The 16298-nt window shown below is 65.7% G+C and carries 17 protein-coding genes; 5 read left to right on the top strand and 12 right to left on the bottom strand.

Translation table 11 applies throughout. From position 1 onward, the window contains the following. From phoU to QF118_RS13105, 3 genes are all read left to right on the top strand, one after another. Positions 1 to 741 carry a phosphate signaling complex protein PhoU gene (gene phoU, locus QF118_RS13115; protein ID WP_282299502.1) on the top strand — a complete coding sequence of 247 codons (741 nt, stop codon included), beginning with the start codon at positions 1 to 3 and terminating at the stop codon, positions 739 to 741. A 4-nt stretch (positions 742 to 745) separates the two neighbouring features. After that, on the top strand, positions 746 to 1435 hold the full coding sequence (phoB, locus tag QF118_RS13110) for a phosphate regulon transcriptional regulator PhoB (protein ID WP_282299501.1): 690 nt from the start codon (positions 746 to 748) through the stop codon (positions 1433 to 1435). Between the two features lie 129 nt (positions 1436 to 1564). Then, on the top strand, positions 1565 to 1735 hold the full coding sequence (locus QF118_RS13105) for a hypothetical protein (RefSeq protein ID WP_282299500.1): 171 nt from the start codon (positions 1565 to 1567) through the stop codon (positions 1733 to 1735). Between the two features lie 116 nt (positions 1736 to 1851). Here the strand turns inward: QF118_RS13105 and aroQ are convergent, their stop codons facing one another. The 9 genes from aroQ to cydD form a co-directional block, all read right to left on the bottom strand. After that, the gene (gene aroQ, locus QF118_RS13100) at positions 1852 to 2286 is read right to left on the bottom strand and encodes a type II 3-dehydroquinate dehydratase (RefSeq protein ID WP_282299499.1); all 435 of its coding nucleotides are present in this window, start codon (positions 2284 to 2286) and stop codon (positions 1852 to 1854) included. 132 nt (positions 2287 to 2418) lie between these two features. Further along, complete coding sequence (locus QF118_RS13095; protein WP_282299498.1) at positions 2419 to 2775, bottom strand: DUF5368 domain-containing protein; 357 nt, start codon at positions 2773 to 2775, stop codon at positions 2419 to 2421. 12 nt (positions 2776 to 2787) lie between these two features. Beyond that, positions 2788 to 4113, bottom strand: coding sequence for an NAD(P)/FAD-dependent oxidoreductase (locus QF118_RS13090; RefSeq protein WP_282299497.1), 1326 nt, complete (start codon positions 4111 to 4113; stop codon positions 2788 to 2790). 76 nt (positions 4114 to 4189) lie between these two features. Beyond that, positions 4190 to 4627, bottom strand: a complete 438-nt coding sequence (locus QF118_RS13085) for a hypothetical protein (protein ID WP_282299496.1) — start codon at positions 4625 to 4627, stop codon at positions 4190 to 4192. 139 nt (positions 4628 to 4766) lie between these two features. Then, positions 4767 to 4904, bottom strand: a complete 138-nt coding sequence (cydX, locus tag QF118_RS13080; RefSeq protein WP_282299495.1) for a cytochrome bd-I oxidase subunit CydX — start codon at positions 4902 to 4904, stop codon at positions 4767 to 4769. Between the two features lie 14 nt (positions 4905 to 4918). After that, positions 4919 to 6079 (bottom strand): cytochrome d ubiquinol oxidase subunit II, encoded by a 1161-nt coding sequence (gene cydB / locus QF118_RS13075; protein WP_282299494.1) that lies wholly within the window; start codon positions 6077 to 6079, stop codon positions 4919 to 4921. 6 nt (positions 6080 to 6085) lie between these two features. Beyond that, positions 6086 to 7699, bottom strand: a complete 1614-nt coding sequence (locus QF118_RS13070) for a cytochrome ubiquinol oxidase subunit I (RefSeq protein WP_282299493.1) — start codon at positions 7697 to 7699, stop codon at positions 6086 to 6088. 122 nt (positions 7700 to 7821) lie between these two features. Next, positions 7822 to 9486 (bottom strand): amino acid ABC transporter ATP-binding/permease protein, encoded by a 1665-nt coding sequence (locus QF118_RS13065; protein ID WP_282299492.1) that lies wholly within the window; start codon positions 9484 to 9486, stop codon positions 7822 to 7824. Continuing rightward, positions 9483 to 11114 carry a thiol reductant ABC exporter subunit CydD gene (gene cydD / locus QF118_RS13060; RefSeq protein ID WP_282299491.1) on the bottom strand — a complete coding sequence of 544 codons (1632 nt, stop codon included), beginning with the start codon at positions 11112 to 11114 and terminating at the stop codon, positions 9483 to 9485. Before cydD ends, QF118_RS13065 begins: the two co-directional genes overlap by 4 nt. A 118-nt stretch (positions 11115 to 11232) precedes the next feature. Here cydD and QF118_RS13055 point away from each other — a divergent pair, with 118 nt between their 5' ends. Then, positions 11233 to 11709 (top strand): RrF2 family transcriptional regulator, encoded by a 477-nt coding sequence (locus QF118_RS13055; protein WP_282299490.1) that lies wholly within the window; start codon positions 11233 to 11235, stop codon positions 11707 to 11709. 53 nt (positions 11710 to 11762) lie between these two features. Here QF118_RS13055 and QF118_RS13050 read toward each other — a convergent pair whose 3' ends face one another. The 3 genes from QF118_RS13050 to QF118_RS13040 form a co-directional block, all read right to left on the bottom strand. Then, entirely contained in the window at positions 11763 to 12062 is a 300-nt protein-coding gene (locus QF118_RS13050) for an SH3 domain-containing protein (protein ID WP_282299489.1), read from the bottom strand. Positions 12063 to 12268: 206 nt separating this feature from the next. Continuing rightward, the gene (locus QF118_RS13045) at positions 12269 to 13246 is read right to left on the bottom strand and encodes a hypothetical protein (protein ID WP_282299488.1); all 978 of its coding nucleotides are present in this window, start codon (positions 13244 to 13246) and stop codon (positions 12269 to 12271) included. Next, on the bottom strand, positions 13243 to 15183 hold the full coding sequence (locus QF118_RS13040; RefSeq protein WP_282299487.1) for a peptidoglycan-binding domain-containing protein: 1941 nt from the start codon (positions 15181 to 15183) through the stop codon (positions 13243 to 13245). The genes QF118_RS13045 and QF118_RS13040 overlap by 4 nt, the downstream gene beginning before the upstream one ends. 166 nt (positions 15184 to 15349) lie before the next feature. Here QF118_RS13040 and QF118_RS13035 point away from each other — a divergent pair, with 166 nt between their 5' ends. Beyond that, positions 15350 to 16282: an IS5 family transposase gene (locus QF118_RS13035; RefSeq protein WP_282299042.1), complete on the top strand. Its 933-nt coding sequence runs from the start codon at positions 15350 to 15352 to the stop codon at positions 16280 to 16282. Positions 16283 to 16298 lie beyond the last annotated feature (16 nt).

Here is a 16298-nt window from a genome sequence, read left to right as displayed (position 1 = left end):
ATGCAGGACCAACATCAGCACATTTCCTCGGCCTTCGATCGCGATCTCGAAGGCATCCAGGCCAAGATCCTCAAGATGGGCGGGCTGGTCGAACTGGCGATCCGCGACAGTGCGGTTTCGCTGGAAACCCGCGATGTCGAGCTTGCCGAAAAGACCCGCAAGGCCGACAAGGTGATCGACGCGCTCGAAGAAAGCCTGAACGACGAGGCCGCCCGCGTCATCGCGCTGCGCGCGCCCACCGCCATTGACCTGCGGGTGATCCTGTCGGTCATGCGCATGTCCGCCAACCTCGAACGCATCGGCGATCTGGCCAAGAACATGGCCAAGCGGACCAGCGTGCTGGTGGATCTGCCCTCGATCCAGGGCAGCGCGACCTCGTTGCGGCGCATGGCGCGCGAAGTCGAGGTGATGCTCAAGGATGCGCTTGACAGCTATATCCACCGCGACGAGGCGCTGGCCCTGGACGTGATCGACCGCGACCGCGAGATCGACCAGATGTACAACACGCTGTTCCGCGAACTTCTGACCTTCATGCTTGAGGACCCGCGCAACATCACCGCCTGCATGCACCTGCATTTCATCGCCAAGAACATCGAACGCATGGGCGATCACGTCACGGCGATTGCCGAACAGGTGGTGTTCCTGACCACGGGGCGCAAACCCGACGAGGCGCGCGAAAAGCAGGACATGACCTCGACCGACGCGGCGCTCAGCCGTGCGCTGGACGCAGACAGGGATTAGGACCATGGCCGCCGATCAACCGCTTGTGCTGCTGGTCGAGGATGAACCGGCCCAGCGCGAGGTGCTGCGCTACAATCTCGAAGCCGAGGGGTTTCGCGTGGTGGCCGCCGAGGATGGCGCCGAGGGTCTGTTGCTGGTCGCCGAGGAATCGCCCGACGTGATCGTGCTGGACTGGATGCTGCCCGAGGTCTCGGGGATCGAGGTCTGCCGCCAGCTCAAGACCCGCCCCGAAACCCGAAGCGTGCCGATCATCATGCTGTCGGCGCGCTCGGACGAGGTGGACAAGGTGCGCGGGCTGGAAACCGGCGCCGATGACTACGTCGTCAAACCCTATTCGGTGATCGAGCTGATGGCGCGGGTGCGCGCCCAGCTGCGCCGCGTGCGCCCCTCGACCGCCGGGCTGGTGCTGGAATACGCTGACATCCGGCTGGACGCCGAAACCCACCGTGTTACGCGCGGCGAGGCGGCGCTGAAACTGGGCCCGACCGAGTTTCGCCTGCTGTCCACCTTCATGGAAAAACCGGGGCGGGTGTTTTCGCGCGAACAGCTGCTGGACCGGGTCTGGGGCCGCGACATCTATGTCGACACCCGCACCGTCGACGTCCATGTCGGCCGGCTGCGCAAGGCGCTGACCCGCGACGGCGGCGACGACCCGCTGCGCACGGTGCGCGGGGCAGGCTACGCGCTGGGGTGATGGAGGGGCGCGCGCCCGGCGATTAACCCCGATCAAAGACGCCCATGGTGGCGCTCTGCCAATATCCACTTGCTTGGCCCCGGTTGGGTGCACTGACCGGCGGCAGACACGCGAACAAGGACCCCGGATATGACAGACAATCAGCAAAAAGACATGGACGCCCGCCACAAGGCCAAGGCCAACGAGATCATCACCAGGATGACCGAAAACGGTGCCTCGGCCAGTGAAATCGCGGCGCAGAAAGCCGCCAACAAGCAAAGCTTTGGGCACGAAGGCGAATTCGACCCCGAAAAGCACTAGCCCGGCACCGGCGCGCCCATTCCGCTCGTCTTGACACAGCCCTTGACCCGGGGATGTAGGCCGGGCTTTCAGCCCGGCGCTCCGTCGCCGTTACCCCGGGCGCTGCATCACCTGCGTCAACCTTGGGTCAACTGGCAGATGCGGCGGACGGCGGCGGCATAGCCTTCCAGCCCCAGCCCCGCGATCACCCCATCGGCGCGCATCGAGATATAGGAATGGTGGCGAAAGCTTTCGCGCTTGTGCACCTGGCTGATGTGCACCTCGATCACCGGACCGTCAAAGGTGTTCAGCGCGTCCAGGATGGCCACCGAGGTATGCGTGTAAGCCCCGGCATTGATGACGATACCACAGCCGTCTTCGCGGGCTTCGTGGATCCAGTCGACGATCTGGCCTTCGTGGTTCGATTGCAGCTGGCGGATGGCAAAGCCGTCGTGCGCGACGCTCTGGCACAGCCGTTCGACATCGTCCAGCGTGTCATGGCCGTAGATCTCGGGTTGACGCTTGCCCAGCAGGTTCAGGTTGGGGCCGTTCAGAACATAGATGGTTTTCATCGGCTGTCTCGCTTGCATTGCCACGCTTTGGGCCTAGCCGAGACAGCGCCCAAAGGGAAGTGCCCGCAAGGCGCGGCAGGGCGAAACCGGCAAAGGAATGCGGCCCGCCAGCACCCCGGCGGGCCGACCTGCCTAGGCCGACGGGGGTCTGCGCAGGAACAGCGATTGCGCGGTGTAGACCAGGATCGCGGTGCCGACGGCCCCGGCGGCGGCAATGCCAAGAAAGACGATCACGTCCACCGGCCCGCCAAGATTGCTCAGGCGTGAATTGGTCACCGCCAGCACGAACCAGACCGCCGCGACGGCGCCAAAGGGCATCGACAGCTGCGCCAGCAGGAACTTGCGCCACGAAATGCTGTGATCGCGGATCAGCACGTAGATATAGGCCAGCGTCACCAGCACTGCGGCCACCACCATGGCCCAGAACAGCCCGCGGCCAAAGATTTCCTCGAATACCGCAAGGATGGTCCAGAATGTCAGATCTTTCATGTGCTCTCTCCTTTATGCGCGGCCGCGCAACATGGCGTTGTAGGTGGCCTTCAGCGCCACTTCCTTCATCAGCCAGCTGATCCACAGCTCTTCCAGCGGGGCGATGATGCCCGGGAAGGACGGGGTGAGGTTGTTGTTGTAATCGAACTCCACCAGCATGGCGCGGCCGACGCGGGTGATCATCGGGCAAGAGGTATAGCCGTTGTAGGTCTGGGTCGGCTCGCGGCCTTCTATGGCGGCGATCAGACCGTCCTCGACCACCGGCACCTGCCATTTGACCGACGCGGCGGTCTTGCCCTTGGGCACGCCAGCCACGTCGCCCAGCGCCCAGATGGTATCGTGGCGCAGGTGGCGCAGGCTGGCCTTGTCGCATTCGACCCAGCCCTGATCGGTCCATTTGTCGGCCCAGCTCAGCCCGGACTGGCGGATCACATCGGGGGCGCGTTGCGGCGGGATGACGTGGATATAGTCGTAATCGCGCGTGACGCTGCCGGTGGGGGTGTCAAAGGTGGCGGTGCGGGCGCCAGCGTCGATGGCGCGCAGCACATGGGAATAGGCCGGGGTGATGCCACGATCGCCGAACAGCATGCGCACCTTTTCCGACACGATGGGCACGCCGAACAGGCTGTCGTTGTTGGCCATGTAGTGCACGTCCAGCTTGCCGCGCGTGCCGGCGCTGCGGGCGATGTCCTCGATCAGGAAGGTATGCTTGAGCGGCGCCCCGGCGCATTTCATTTCGGTCGCGGGGCGGGTGAACAGACCGACGCCGCCGGTTTCGGTGTAGGCCTGCGCCGCCTTCCAGGTGGCCTCCGCATAGCGCGGCCCGGCATAAAGCGCGCCGATCCCGTTCTGCCCGACCATGTCCAGCGAGAAACCCTCGATTGCGTCATGGTCCAGCACCAGACCGGGGGCCAGAACCAGGAAATCATAGGGCAGGGATTGCCCGTCAGCGGTATCGACGGTTTTGGCCTCGGGGTCGATCGCGGCGGCGGCCTGGGCGATCAGGGTGACGCCATCGGGCAGCCAGTCGGTGGTTTTCGACACCACGTAATCCGCCGGTTTCAGGCCCGCGGCCACCAGCGAAAGGCCGGGCTGGTACAGGTGTTCGACACGCGGGTCGATCAGGGTGATCTGCGCGCCCTCAAGCCGGGTGACCAGCCGGTTTGCCAGCGCCGTCCCCCCGGCGCCTGCGCCGATGATCACGATGCGGGCCTTGGTGGCGATGCGCGCCTGCGCCGGGCTGGCCGCGCCTGTTGCGGCAAGGGCCGTGCCCCCGGCCGCCAGCGTCAGCAGCTGGCGTCTGTTCAGTTTGCTAAGTCCGTACGGTTTGATATCCATGGTATTCCCTTCCCTTGGCGTCAAAGTGTCGAAGGCTGCGGCCCGCCTGCCACCGGGGGCAGGCGGGCGCGGGCCTTCAGTAGCTGGCGATGCGGGCGTTCGGCGCGATCATCGCCGCCGCCATCGCGGGCGGCTGGGCAACACCCACGCCGTCCAGCAGCACATCGGGTTGTGCGCCCTTGGCGGGCAGGTAGATGGCGCAGACCTCGACCTTGGCGCCGGGCATGGCGGCGATCTTGGTCAGCAGGCCCTGGGGGCTCATGTCGCGCGGCGGCTGCGGCGCGGTGGCCGAGGCGGGCGCGTCCCTGAGCGCCAGGTCGCCGGCCGGACCGCACAGCAGGATATGCGGCGCCGCGCCCTGTTCGGCGGCCTGCATGGCCAGGACCATGGCCATCAGCTGGGTCTGCGGTTCGGGGGCGGTCAGGATGGTGACCAGCGTTTCGGGGGCCTGCTGGGCCTGGGCTGCGCCGGCCAGAGACAGGGCGGTACAGGCGGCAAGTACGAGGGTTTTCATCACGGTGTTCCTTTTCCAGGATGTGTAAAACTGCGGTGTCAGTGTCAGTGTCAGTGTCAGTGTCTGTGTCGGTGACGGGGGCCCAGGCCCGGCCCGGGCCCCCGCCGACACGGAGGGCGGAAGGGATGCCCCCCGCGTGTCAGTGCCTGTGTTCGCCGATCGGGCAGTCCCCTTCGTCGGACAGGCAGGCATCGGTGCGCATTTCCAGCCAGATCGCGTTCAGCACGGCGAACATCGCGGCAAGCGGCAGTCCAAGAAGCCAGGCGAAATACCACATTCCAGGTGTCTCCTTCAGTAAACAGTGTCAGGGTTTTCAGTGACTTGGGCCTCGGTGACCTTGCCCCACAGCACCTTGTAGACCCAGGCGGTGTAAAGCAGGATCAGCGGCATGAAGATCGCCGTGACCACCAGCATGATGAACAGCGTCTGGTGCGACGACGAGGCATCCCACACCGTCAGCGAACTGTTGGGGTCCAGCGTCGAAGGCAGGATGAAGGGGAACATGGTCAACCCGACCGAGGCGATGATCCCGAAGATCCCCAGCTTGGACCACAAGAGGGTCGACACCTCGCGTCCGGCGCGCAGGCCCATCACGGCCAGACCGATCCCGAGGAACCCAAGGGCAGGGGCAATGGCGATCCAGGGACGGTCCGCATAGGCGGCCAGCCAGGACCCGCCGCGCGTCACCTGCGAATACAGCGGGTTGGACGGGCCATTGGCCGCCACCTCGCCCAGGGCAAAGCCGTCGATCCCGGTCGCCAGCCACAGCCCGGCCAGCGCATAGCCCGCCGCCGCGACGATCCCGGCGCGGGTGCCGATGGCACGGGCGCGCGCCGCCACCGGGCCTTCGGCCTTGAGCGACAGCCAGGCCGCGCCATGCATCAGCAGCATCGACAGCGACACCACCCCCGCCAGCAGCGCAAAGGGCCGCAGCAGGCCAAGGAACTTGATGGCGAAATTGCCCGGATACATCGGCATCAGGTCTTCGGTCAGGTAGAAAGGCACGCCCAGCAGCACGTTGCCGACCGCCACCCCGAACAGCAGCGCCGGAACCGCCCCGCCGGCGAACAGCGCCCAGTCCCAGCGCGCGCGCCAGGCCGGATCGGGCCGCTTTGAGCGGTACTTGAAGGCCACGGGGCGCACGATGAAGGCGGCCAGCACCACGAACATCGCCAGGTAAAAGCCCGAAAAGCTGACCGCATAAAGCGGCGGCCAGGCGGCAAAGATCGCGCCGCCCCCCAGGATGAACCACACCTGGTTGCCTTCCCAGACCGGGCCGACGGTGTTGATCGCCACGCGGCGTTCGATATCGGTCCTGGCGACAAAGGGCAGCAGCGCGCCAACCCCCATGTCGAACCCGTCGGTCAGGGCAAATCCGATCAGCAGCACGCCCAGAAGCGTCCACCAGATCACGCGCAGGATGTCATAGTCGATCAGTTCATAAAGGATCATCGGTCTTTACTCCGCAGGGGTGGCAGCAAGCGCGGTGTCACCGGCATCGCGGCGCAGGCGCGTCTCGTGCCGTTGCATCCAGGCGTTGGTTTCATCCACGTCCAGGAACGGGCCCTTGCGGATGTATTTCACCATCAGGCTCATCTCGATCACGAAGAGCACCGAGTAGAAGGCGATGAAGCCGGCCAGGGTGATCAGCAGATCCATGATGCTCAGATGCGAGGCGCTCAGCGCGGTGGGCAGAACGCCGTCGACGGTCCAGGGCTGGCGGCCGAATTCGGCCACGAACCAGCCCAGCTCGGCGGCGATCCAGGGGGTCGGGATGATGGCGACGGCGGCATAAAGCGACCAGCGCGGGAATTGCATCTGCCGGAACGAGGCCCGGTAGAAGAAATAGGCCATGACCGCGATGAAGCTGAAGCCAAGCGCCACCATCAGACGGAAGGCCCAGAACAGCGGCGCCACGCCCGGCACGGTGTCATCGGCGGCCATCTTGATCTGCGCCTCGGTCGCGTCGCGCGGATCGTCGACATAGCGTTTGAGCAGCAGCGCAAAGCCCAGGTTCTCGGAATGCGCCTCGAAGGTGCTTCGTACCGATTGCGCGGTGTCCTCGCGCTGTTCGCGGATGGTCATCAGCGCGTCATAGGCGATCAGCCCGTCGCGGATGCGGTCCTCGGCTTCGGCGACCAGGTCGTTGATGCCGGGGATTTCCGTGTTCAGGCTGCGTGTGCCGATCAGGCCCATCGCCCAGGGAATTTCGACGGCGTAATGCGTCTCGCGGGCGGCCTGGTCGGGAAAGCCGACGGCGGTAAAGGGGGCAGGGGCGTCGTGGGTTTCCCACATCGCCTCGATCGCGGCCAGCTTCATCTTTTGGGTGTGGCTGGCCGAATAGCCGGATTCGTCCCCCAGCACGACCACCGACAGCGCTGCCGCCAGCCCAAAGGCCGACGCCACGGCGATCGAACGACGCGCCAGGTCGCGGTGCCGGTCCTGGATCAGGTACAGCGCCGAAACCCCCAGCACAAAGACCGAGGCAGTGACATAGCCCGCCGATACCGTGTGCACGAACTTGGCCTGCGCCACTTCGTTGAACAGCACATCAAAGAACGAGGTCATCTCCATCCGCATGGTGTCGGGGTTGAACTGGGCGCCCACCGGGTTCTGCATCCAGCCGTTGGCGATCAGGATCCACAGCGCCGAAAAGTTCGACCCGATGGCGACCAGCCAGGCCACCACCATGTGCTGGACGCGGCTCAGCTTGTCCCAGCCAAAGAAAAACAGCCCGACAAAGGTGGCTTCGAGGAAAAAGGCCATCAGCCCTTCGATGGCCAGCGGCGCGCCGAAGATGTCGCCGACATAGTGGCTGTAATAGCTCCAGTTCATGCCGAACTGGAATTCCATGGTGATCCCGGTGGCGACGCCCAGCACAAAGTTGATGCCGAACAGCGTGCCCCAGAATTTCGTCATCTGCCGCCAGATCGGGCGGCCGGTCATGACATAGACGGTCTCCATGATGGCAACGAGGATCGACAGACCCAGCGTCAGCGGCACGAAGAGAAAGTGATACATGGCGGTCAGCGCGAATTGCATGCGCGACAGCTCGACCAGTCCGATCTCCATTGGGGACTCCTTGAAACAGTTGATAAGACACATCTGTGATGTGGATTATCGCCTACATATGCTGATTCATGGATGTGTTATTTGATCTGGGTCAAAAACCCATATCACAGATACAGATTAATTCAGCCGGGCTGGCGCGGCGGGGTCAGGGCCACGACCTGGTCGGAAAAGGCGACCTCTTCGGGGCGGTGGGCGGCCATCAGGATCGCCGCATCCGGCAGGGCGGCGCGCAGGGCGGCCAGGACCTGCCGGGCCACCGGGGCATCCAGACCCTCGGTCGGCTCGTCCAGCAGCAACAGGGCAGGGCGGCGCAGCAACGCGCGCGCCAGCACCAGCCTGCGGGATTCGCCGCCCGACAGCCCGGCGCCGCGAAACCCCAGCGCCGCGTCCAGCCCGCCCCGGGCGTGGATCGTCTCGGCAAGCTGCGCGGCCTCAAGCGCCGCCCAAAGCGCCGCGTCACTGGCAGAAGGATCGGCCAGCCTGAGGTTCTGGGCAATGCTTCCGGCGACCAGCGCATGGCGCTGCGGCACCATGGCGATGGTCTGCGCACGCAGATCCGGGGCGATGGCCTGCAGGGGTGCGCCGCCCAGCGTCAGCTGCCCGGCAAAGGGCGCAATCTGTCCGGCCGCCATCAGCAGCACGGTGGATTTGCCGCAACCGCTGCGCCCGGTCAGGGCAACGGTCTGTCCCGGCACCAGGGTGAAATCCAGCGGCGCGAACAGCGGCGCGGCGCGGCCACCGCGCGTGGCCACCAGCCCGGCGGCGACAAGCGCTCCGCCCTTGCTGCTGGCCGGATCCGCGGGCCGGGCGGGGGCAGGGTGCTGCAGCAGCGGTTCGATCCGCCGCGCCGCCGAGCGCATGCGGCCAATCTCGGACAGGGCGCGGCGCACCGGGGCGACCGCCTCGGACAGGGCCAGGGCCGCAAAGATGCCGATGGCGGCCTGCGCTGCGGTGATATCGCCCGCCTGCACCCGCGCCGCGCCGATCCCAAGCGTCAGGGCGACAACCACCCAGCCGACAAGCTCGAGCCAGAACCCGGTCTGCCGCTCGATCCGCTCCAGCGCGGCCTGGCCCTGTGACTGGTATGCGCTTGCCCGGGTGACATCGGCGCGGGCCTGCTGCACCCGGCCAAAGGCGATCAGGTCCTCGCGCACGGCGATCAGGTCGATCAGGCGGCTGCGCATGGCCTGCATGCCGGATTCGGACCGCCGGCCCGGGGTCCGGGCCAGCCGCTGCCCGACCCAAAAAATCAAACTGGGCGCCGCGCCATAGCCCAATACGATGACCAGCCCCAGGATCGGCGCGACCAGCACCGCAACCGCCAGCCCGGTCAGCGCGATCACCGCAAGCCCCGCCGCACCCGGCAGCACCAGCCGCAGCGCCATGCCGTCCAACGCGTCCACATCCGCCGTCACCCGGTTCAGGAACACGCTGGCCCGCAACCGTTCAAGGCGTCGGTAAGGGGCGCTCAGCACCGCCCGCAACAACCGCAGCCGCAGCGCCGACAGGGCGCGCAGCGTGGCGTCATGGGTTGTCAGACGCTCGCCATAGCGCGCCGCCGTACGCCCCAGCGCCAGGAACCGGACCATGGCCGAGGGCGCAAAGACGTTGAACACGGTGCCCAGCCCGATCATGCCCGCTGCCGCCGCGGCGGTGATGAACCAGCCCGACAGCGCCAAAAGCGCGACCCCCATGACCAGCACGACAAGCGCCAGCGCCAGCCCCCTGGCAAAAGCGCGCGGTTCGTCCCGCACCAGCAGCACAAGCATCCTGAACAGCGGTTTCATGGCCGTGCCTCCAATGTCATCTGGCGGTCCATGCGGGCCATCAGCCTTGGGTCATGGGTCGCCACGATCAGCGTGCCGCCTTGCGCGACATAGGCCAGAAGCCCATCGATGATGTCCTGCGCGGTTTCGGCGTCAAGGTCGGCGGTCGGCTCGTCTGCCAGCAGCAGCCCGGGGCGCCGGTGCAGGGCGCGCGCCAGCATGACGCGGCGGGCTTCGCCGCCCGACAGGCCGGCGCCGGTTTCGCCCAGCGGCGTCCGATCACCCGCCGGAAGGGTTTCGATGATCGGCGCCACGCGGCTTTGGACAAGGATGGCACTGTCCAGCGCCTGTCCAAAGCCGATGTTGTGGCGTAGCGAACGCCCCAGAAAGCGCGGCGTCTGCGGCATCCAGCCCAGACAGGCGCGCCAGGCATCGGCGTTGTCCTGCGTCAGCAGATCGCGGCCCAGCCGGATCGCCCCGCCCGAGGGCGGAACCAGCCCCGCGATCAGCCGCAACAGCGTGGTCTTGCCCGCGCCGCTGGGCCCGCACAGGGCCAGGCTGTCGCCGGGGCGCAGATCAAGGTCGGGAAACCGCAGGGTCCGGCCGCCCTGATCCGCCTGCAGGCCTGTCAGTGAAAGCCCGCCAAAGCGCAGCGCATCGGCGGAGGCGCCCGTTCCCAGCACCGCACGGCGGTCGCCCGATCGCCAGTCGGCAAGCTCGGCCATCACCGCATCGGCGGCGGATTTGTCGTGCCAGGCCGCCGCCAGATCGCGCAGCGGCTGAAAGAAATCCGGCGCCAGCAGCAGCAGGAAAATGCCCCGGAACGGCGTCAGCGCGGTGCCCCAGGTGCCCCAGGACAATTCACCCAGCAGGGCAAATCCGACCCAGACCGCGATCATCGCCACCCCAAGCGCCGAGAACAGCTCCAGCACGGTCGAGGACAGGAAAGCGATGCGCAGCACCGCCATGGTCCGCTGCCGCAACGACTCTGATGCCTTGGCAAAGCCATCGATCACCTGCGGCCCTGCGCCCACCAGCCTCAGATCGGATAGCGCTGCCAGTCGGTCGGCCAGCAGGTCGTTCAGCGACCCGATTTCGACCATCTGGCGGGCGCTTGCCTCTTTCGCGGCCCAGCCCACCAGGGCCATGAACACGGGGATCAACGGGCCTGCCGCCAAAAGCACGACGGCCGCCGCCCAGCTGACCCAGGCCGTGATGGCCAGGATCACCAGCGGGGCGATCATCACCCGCAGCCGGGCCGGTTGGTAGCGCAGCAGGAAAGGGCGCAGCGCCTCGAGCTTGTCGCTGGTCAGGGCGGCGATGGCCCCCGCGCCGCCAAATGCCGAAGCGTCGGCCGAGGCGCTTTCCGTGCCGATGATCTCGTGGCGCAGGGCCTGCAGGCGGGTTTCGGCGGCGGCGGCCAGCGTGGCCAGCGCCAGCCGGTTCAAAACCGCCCGCGCCAACCCCAGCGCCAAAAAAGCCAGCGCCATGACCCAGCCGCGGCTGTCCTGGCCGGTCAGCAGCGCCGACAGGACGGCGGCGATGATCGCGGCCTGCGCGATCCAGAGCAGGCTGGCCGCCAGCGATAGCGCGCCGCCCAGCCGGGTTTTTCGTTCAGATGTCGCGTTCGCCGCAGGAAGATCGGCCATCGGAGGCGTGCCTTTCAGGTGGTTTCCGGCCTGCTAAGCCATTTTGCCCGGAAAAGACGTGATCTGGATCAAGTAAACTGGTATCTGTGATGCAGGATATTACACCGAAGGAGCCCGAATGCGCCTGACGACACGAACCAACCTTGCCGCGCGCACGCTGATGTTCTGCGCGGTCAACGACGGCCAACTGGTGCGGACTTCGGATATCGCGCGGCGCTGCAATGCCTCGGTCAACCACATTGCGCGCGTGGTCCAGCAGCTGCAGGCCGAGGGCTATCTTGAAACGGTGCGCGGGCGCAGCGGCGGCATCCGGCTGGCCCGGCCGGGGCAGCGCATTTCGATCGGGGCGGTCTTTCGGATCTTTGAAACCGACATTCCCTTTGCCGAATGCTTTGACGCGCAGCGCAACACCTGCCCGCTGGCGCAGACCTGCCGGCTAAGGACCTATGTGGTCCGGGCGCTCGAAGCCTTTTATCACGAGTTGGACATGGTCACGCTGGATGACCTGGTGCGCGGCAATTGCGGGTTGAACGACCTGTTGGCCATGCATCCCGTGCCGCCCGGGCCCTGTTCGGACCGTCCCTTGCAGGGGTGATGTCGGCGCGGCGCCGTTGTCAGCGCCGGGCCGAAGGGATCTGCCCGCGCGCGTCACATCTGCCGCAAATACGCCCACGAGACATAGCCGCGCAGCCCCGGCGCGCCGTCCAGCGACACCTTGCACCAGCGCGTGCCGCCGGTCTGCTCGCAACTGGTCACGCGCAGCCTGGTGCCGTTCGGAAGCCCCAGGATCACCTTGTACCCGGTGCCCGGGCCGGCCCGCATCTTGAGCATGTCATCTTCTTCGACACCCTGAACTTCGTAGCGATCCCGCCAGCCCGCCGCCGCCGGGTCTGCCAAAGCGGTGATCGCGATCCCGATGATGCCCGCCAGCAAGAGGGTTCTGTGCATCGTTCTCTCCTGTTTTCTGCCTCGGGGGGTAGAGTACCCAAAACAAGGGCCAAAGGAAACGCGAGAAGCAGTCCGATAGGTCATGCCCGGGGCGCGAGGCGGCATGACCCGGGAATTCTTGGGGGCAAGGTCTGTGATGACCGTCTGCCCTTTGAGCAGCCGCGAAACACCAGCAAAGGCCCGCACATATTTTCGAAATGATCGACCTAAGCCGGACCACCAGGAAACGACCCCAATTCATGTGGGAATGCATCAAGTGTCAGGGGCCCCGAAGGCGCCGTTTCCATTTCAGAAGGCGTGATGTGAACCGTGACGATCGGTTGGGGCTTTTGCGAGAAAGCGGCGCCCTCTGGCCAATCCGCAAGCATGGCTGTTGCCACACGAACGGCCTTGGCGTCGCCAAGAAACAGACTGGCCGCATGGGCGGCTGCCAAAGAGTGCGAAAGGATCACTTCGATCAGGTGATCCTTTGGGGGGATGCAGGCGCTTTTGTCGATTTCGATCTCGGTGTTCCGGGCCTCCAACACCATGCGGACATGGGACATGGTCTTTGGGACAAGAAGCACAAGCGACAGGGCCTGAGCGCCGGTGTCCGGTGCAAGACCCCAAATCATGGGGACGGGACGGGGCAGCTGTGACAGGACGCCAAGGACCCGCTCGAACAGAATCGCATCGGGGTCGTTGTCCATGTCTTCGGGGATGAGCGGCGTGCCCTCGCGCAGGCGGCCCAGCTCTGTTTCCAGCCATCTACGGGAGCGCCGCCGCCAAAGGCGCAACGCGTCGCCGTTTTTGGCCGGGGCCTTGCCAAGCGAGACAGCCGGAGGTTTGCCGTAGGGATAGGTACGCAAGCCGACAGTTTCGTGAACCAGCGTAGGGCCGGCCAGCAGAGCGTTTGCCGTTTTGACAAAGTCTGACAGCGCCTCGGCGCGTTTTTCAGCCGGGGCATCCGGGCGCGATTTTTCGGCGGTGTTCTTGGACCAGCCGGCACCCAGGACATAGGTTTCGGAAGCATAGGCCAGGGATGCGGGCACTGACACACCTTTGACGCGCGGCGGTGTCAGTGACTTCGCCACCTCGCGAAGGGCGGAAAGGGCGGGCTCTTTGCGCGGCGACTTGTAAAGCACATCGCCCTCGGCGGGCAACTGGACCGCCAGACCGGGGCGCAGGCTGATGGGATCGGTCATTGCGGGTCTCCCAGAAGGTCGGCGGCTTGTGACGGGGTCAACAGACCGGTTTGCGCTTCTCCGCGGGCCTGTTGGTAGGCCCGGATTGCCCGATCAGTTCCCGGGCCGGTCAAGCCGTCGATGGTTATCCGGTAAAAGCCCATGCGCTGCAGCCGCGTTTGCAGAACGCGTATGGCACTGCGATCCAGCGTTCTGGGATCGATCAAGACCTCGACAGCCCTTTCGGGCGCGGACCTGGGCCGGATCTGCGGGCTTGGGGGGGCGGATTGCGGCGCGGCGGGGGGGCTTTCGACGCTGGTTTGCGGTTCGACAGGCTTGACTGGAGGGTCAGCCGGTTTGGAAGGACCGACGCGGTTTTCCGGGTCACGCGCTGGTTCGGTTTGTGGTTCTGTCACCGGTTCCGGCACATCGGTGGTCTGAGCGGGGGATGCGGCGAGCAAGGACAAAGCAGCGTCGATATCAAGAAGATAGGCCTCCCTTTCGGTGACGGCCACAAGATTGCGCCCGCCGTTTCGCCCAAGCAGGGTCAATACCGCGCCATCCCCGTCAAGCTTCATGGCTACCTGGCGATCGACGCCATCGGTCAGTGTCAGCCCGCCTGCGTCCGCATTTGTCTGCACCCCAAGAAAACCCGACCCCGCGCTGTCTGCGGGCAGGGCGTCGTGGCGGGTGCGTGTGGCCACGGAAACGGTCTCGGTGAAGACCGAGATGGCTTCGGGGTGCAAACAGCTTGCGGATAGCCGGACAGGTCCTTGGTCGGCATCGCGCCCGAAAATCCGCAGGCCGTGTTCGCCGCGACGTTCGACGGCTTCGATCCGGACGCGGTTGTTCAGACGGGTCAAAATTGCATCAATGCCCGGGCAGTCGTCCGGATCGGGCTGTCCGTCCAGATCGTGCAACGCATTGTCCGTGACGGCGGCGTAGGTGCCATCAAGGCGGGCAAACAGCGCGGTTGCGCCGGAATGGCTGGCCAGATCCAACGCGGTACCGGACGGGGTCAAGGTCAGCACGCCCAGAGCGTTGGGCACCTTGATGCCGCCGGCATCGACGCGCGGCAACCCGGTGGCCACGAGATCGGTAAACCGTCCCTTGGCAATGTTGCGGCGCATCACCGGTCCGTTCGAGGCCGTTCCGGTGGCCTCGACCCCGGAAACGGGCCCTTGCCGATAGCTCCAAAAGCCATCGGTTCCGCGCCAGTCGGCGCATCGGTCAACGGCACTGGGGGTTCCATCGACGTCGTATTGGACCGTTCCGGCCTTTGTCTCAAGGCAAAGAAGCGCTTCGCTGCCTTCAGGCGATCGATCAGACGTCGCGGTGCTGACCAAGGCAGGATCGTCCACAAACCCCGGTCGCGCGCCTTGCAGCAGACCAAAGCGACCCGCGGGATGTTCCCGAAGTCCGTCCGAAGCAACCAGATGCCAGGTGCCGGAAAAGGGCAGGGCCAGGGCGCGATAATCATCAAAGGCAAAGCGACCCGCTGCCAGGGCGACTTGTTCGCCTTGAAACCGCACCTCGCTGACAGGGGGCTGGTCAGGGCGGGGCTGCAGGATGGTCCAGGTCCAGGGCGCCGTGTCGATCGTGTCGCGGGCCGCGAAGGGATCACTGTCAAGCAGCGTCAAGGCGCCGATGTCGCTTGCCCCGGGGGCTGTATCCTCGGCGAAAACACGGCCGTCCAGGCATCGTATGCGCCGTGCGTCATGGGCTGGTCCGCCAAAACCCAGTTGCGCCAATGTTGCGAAATTGGCGGGTGTACAAGTGCCCAGGGAACCGGCTTTGGGGCCTTCGCGGACCAACAGGGTGTCGGGATCGACCGCAAGACGGCTTCCCTGAACGGATTGGCGCAGCAGTCCGATCGGGGTCAGCCGGTCCAATCCGTTCGGTGCGGCGGCAAGGGATTTCGTGACATCCAGTGCGGGCCTGCCTGCCGCCCAGGGCATGATCCGCCATTCACCGTCCATAGTTCTGTATTCCAGGCCGGCCCAGGCCGGTCCGGTCCGTTGCCGCAGCCTTTCAGCCTCGTAGGGGATTTTGCCCTGAACCGGCTCTGTTGCACAAATCGCGTGAGGGATTCATCTCGTGAATCCAGCGTGGTAGCTGGGATGCATGAGCAGACCCATACCCCCGACCTACAAGACCAGAAACTGGCCAGCCTACAATGAAGCGCTCAAGCGCCGGGGCTCGCTGACGATCTGGTTCGACCCTGAGATGATCTGGGATGCCGTGCCGACAGGCAGGCGTGGCCGCCAGCAGAGCTATAGCGACGCCGCCATACAGACGTGCCTCTCGATGAAAGTGCTGTTCGGCATGGCGCTCCGGCAGACGACCGGGTTCGTCGAGAGCCTGCTGCAGCTGGTCGGTCTGAACTGGACGGTGCCCGACTTCAGCACGCTATCTCGCCGCCAGAAGACCTTGGCCGTCAACATCCCATACCGCGGCTCCAAGGGGCCGTTGCACCTGTTGATAGACAGCACCGGGATCAAGGTCGAGGGCGAAGGCGAGTGGCACGCCCGCAAGCATGGCGGCCCTAAACGCCGCGTCTGGCGCAAGATCCACTTGGGGATTGATGAGGAAACGCTGGAGGTTCGGGCCGTCGAAATCACCGGGAGCCACATCGGTGATGCGCCGATCCTACCCGACCTTCTCGACCAAATCCCGCAGGACCAGGAAATCGGTAGCGTCACGGCTGATGGCGCCTACGACACGCGCAAATGCCACGATGCGATTGCAGATCGCGGCGCCCATGCCGTCATCCCGCCCCGCAAAAACGCGAAGCCCTGGAAGACGATCACCGCCGGAGCCGTGGCGCGAAACGAGGCCTTGCGCGCGGCGAAATACCTGGGCCGCGCACTCTGGCGACGATGGAGCGGATACCACCGCCGAAGCCGCGTCGAGACAAAAATGCATTGTATGAAGTTGCTGGGCCAGCGGCTCATGGCGCGGGACTTCGACCGCCAGGTCGCGGAACTCCAGGTCCGCATTGCCGTCCTGAACGGCTACACCGCGCTCGGCATGCCCGTCACGGAAGTCGTAGGATAAGTCCGCCCGGGGAAAG

Origin of the sequence: Tropicibacter oceani, from assembly GCF_029958925.1 — a bacterium.
In the GTDB taxonomy this organism is placed as follows: Bacteria; Pseudomonadota; Alphaproteobacteria; order Rhodobacterales; family Rhodobacteraceae; genus Pacificoceanicola; species Pacificoceanicola oceani.
Note: the sequence above shows the minus strand (reverse complement) of the source record. Positions and strands in the feature narration are given on the sequence as shown.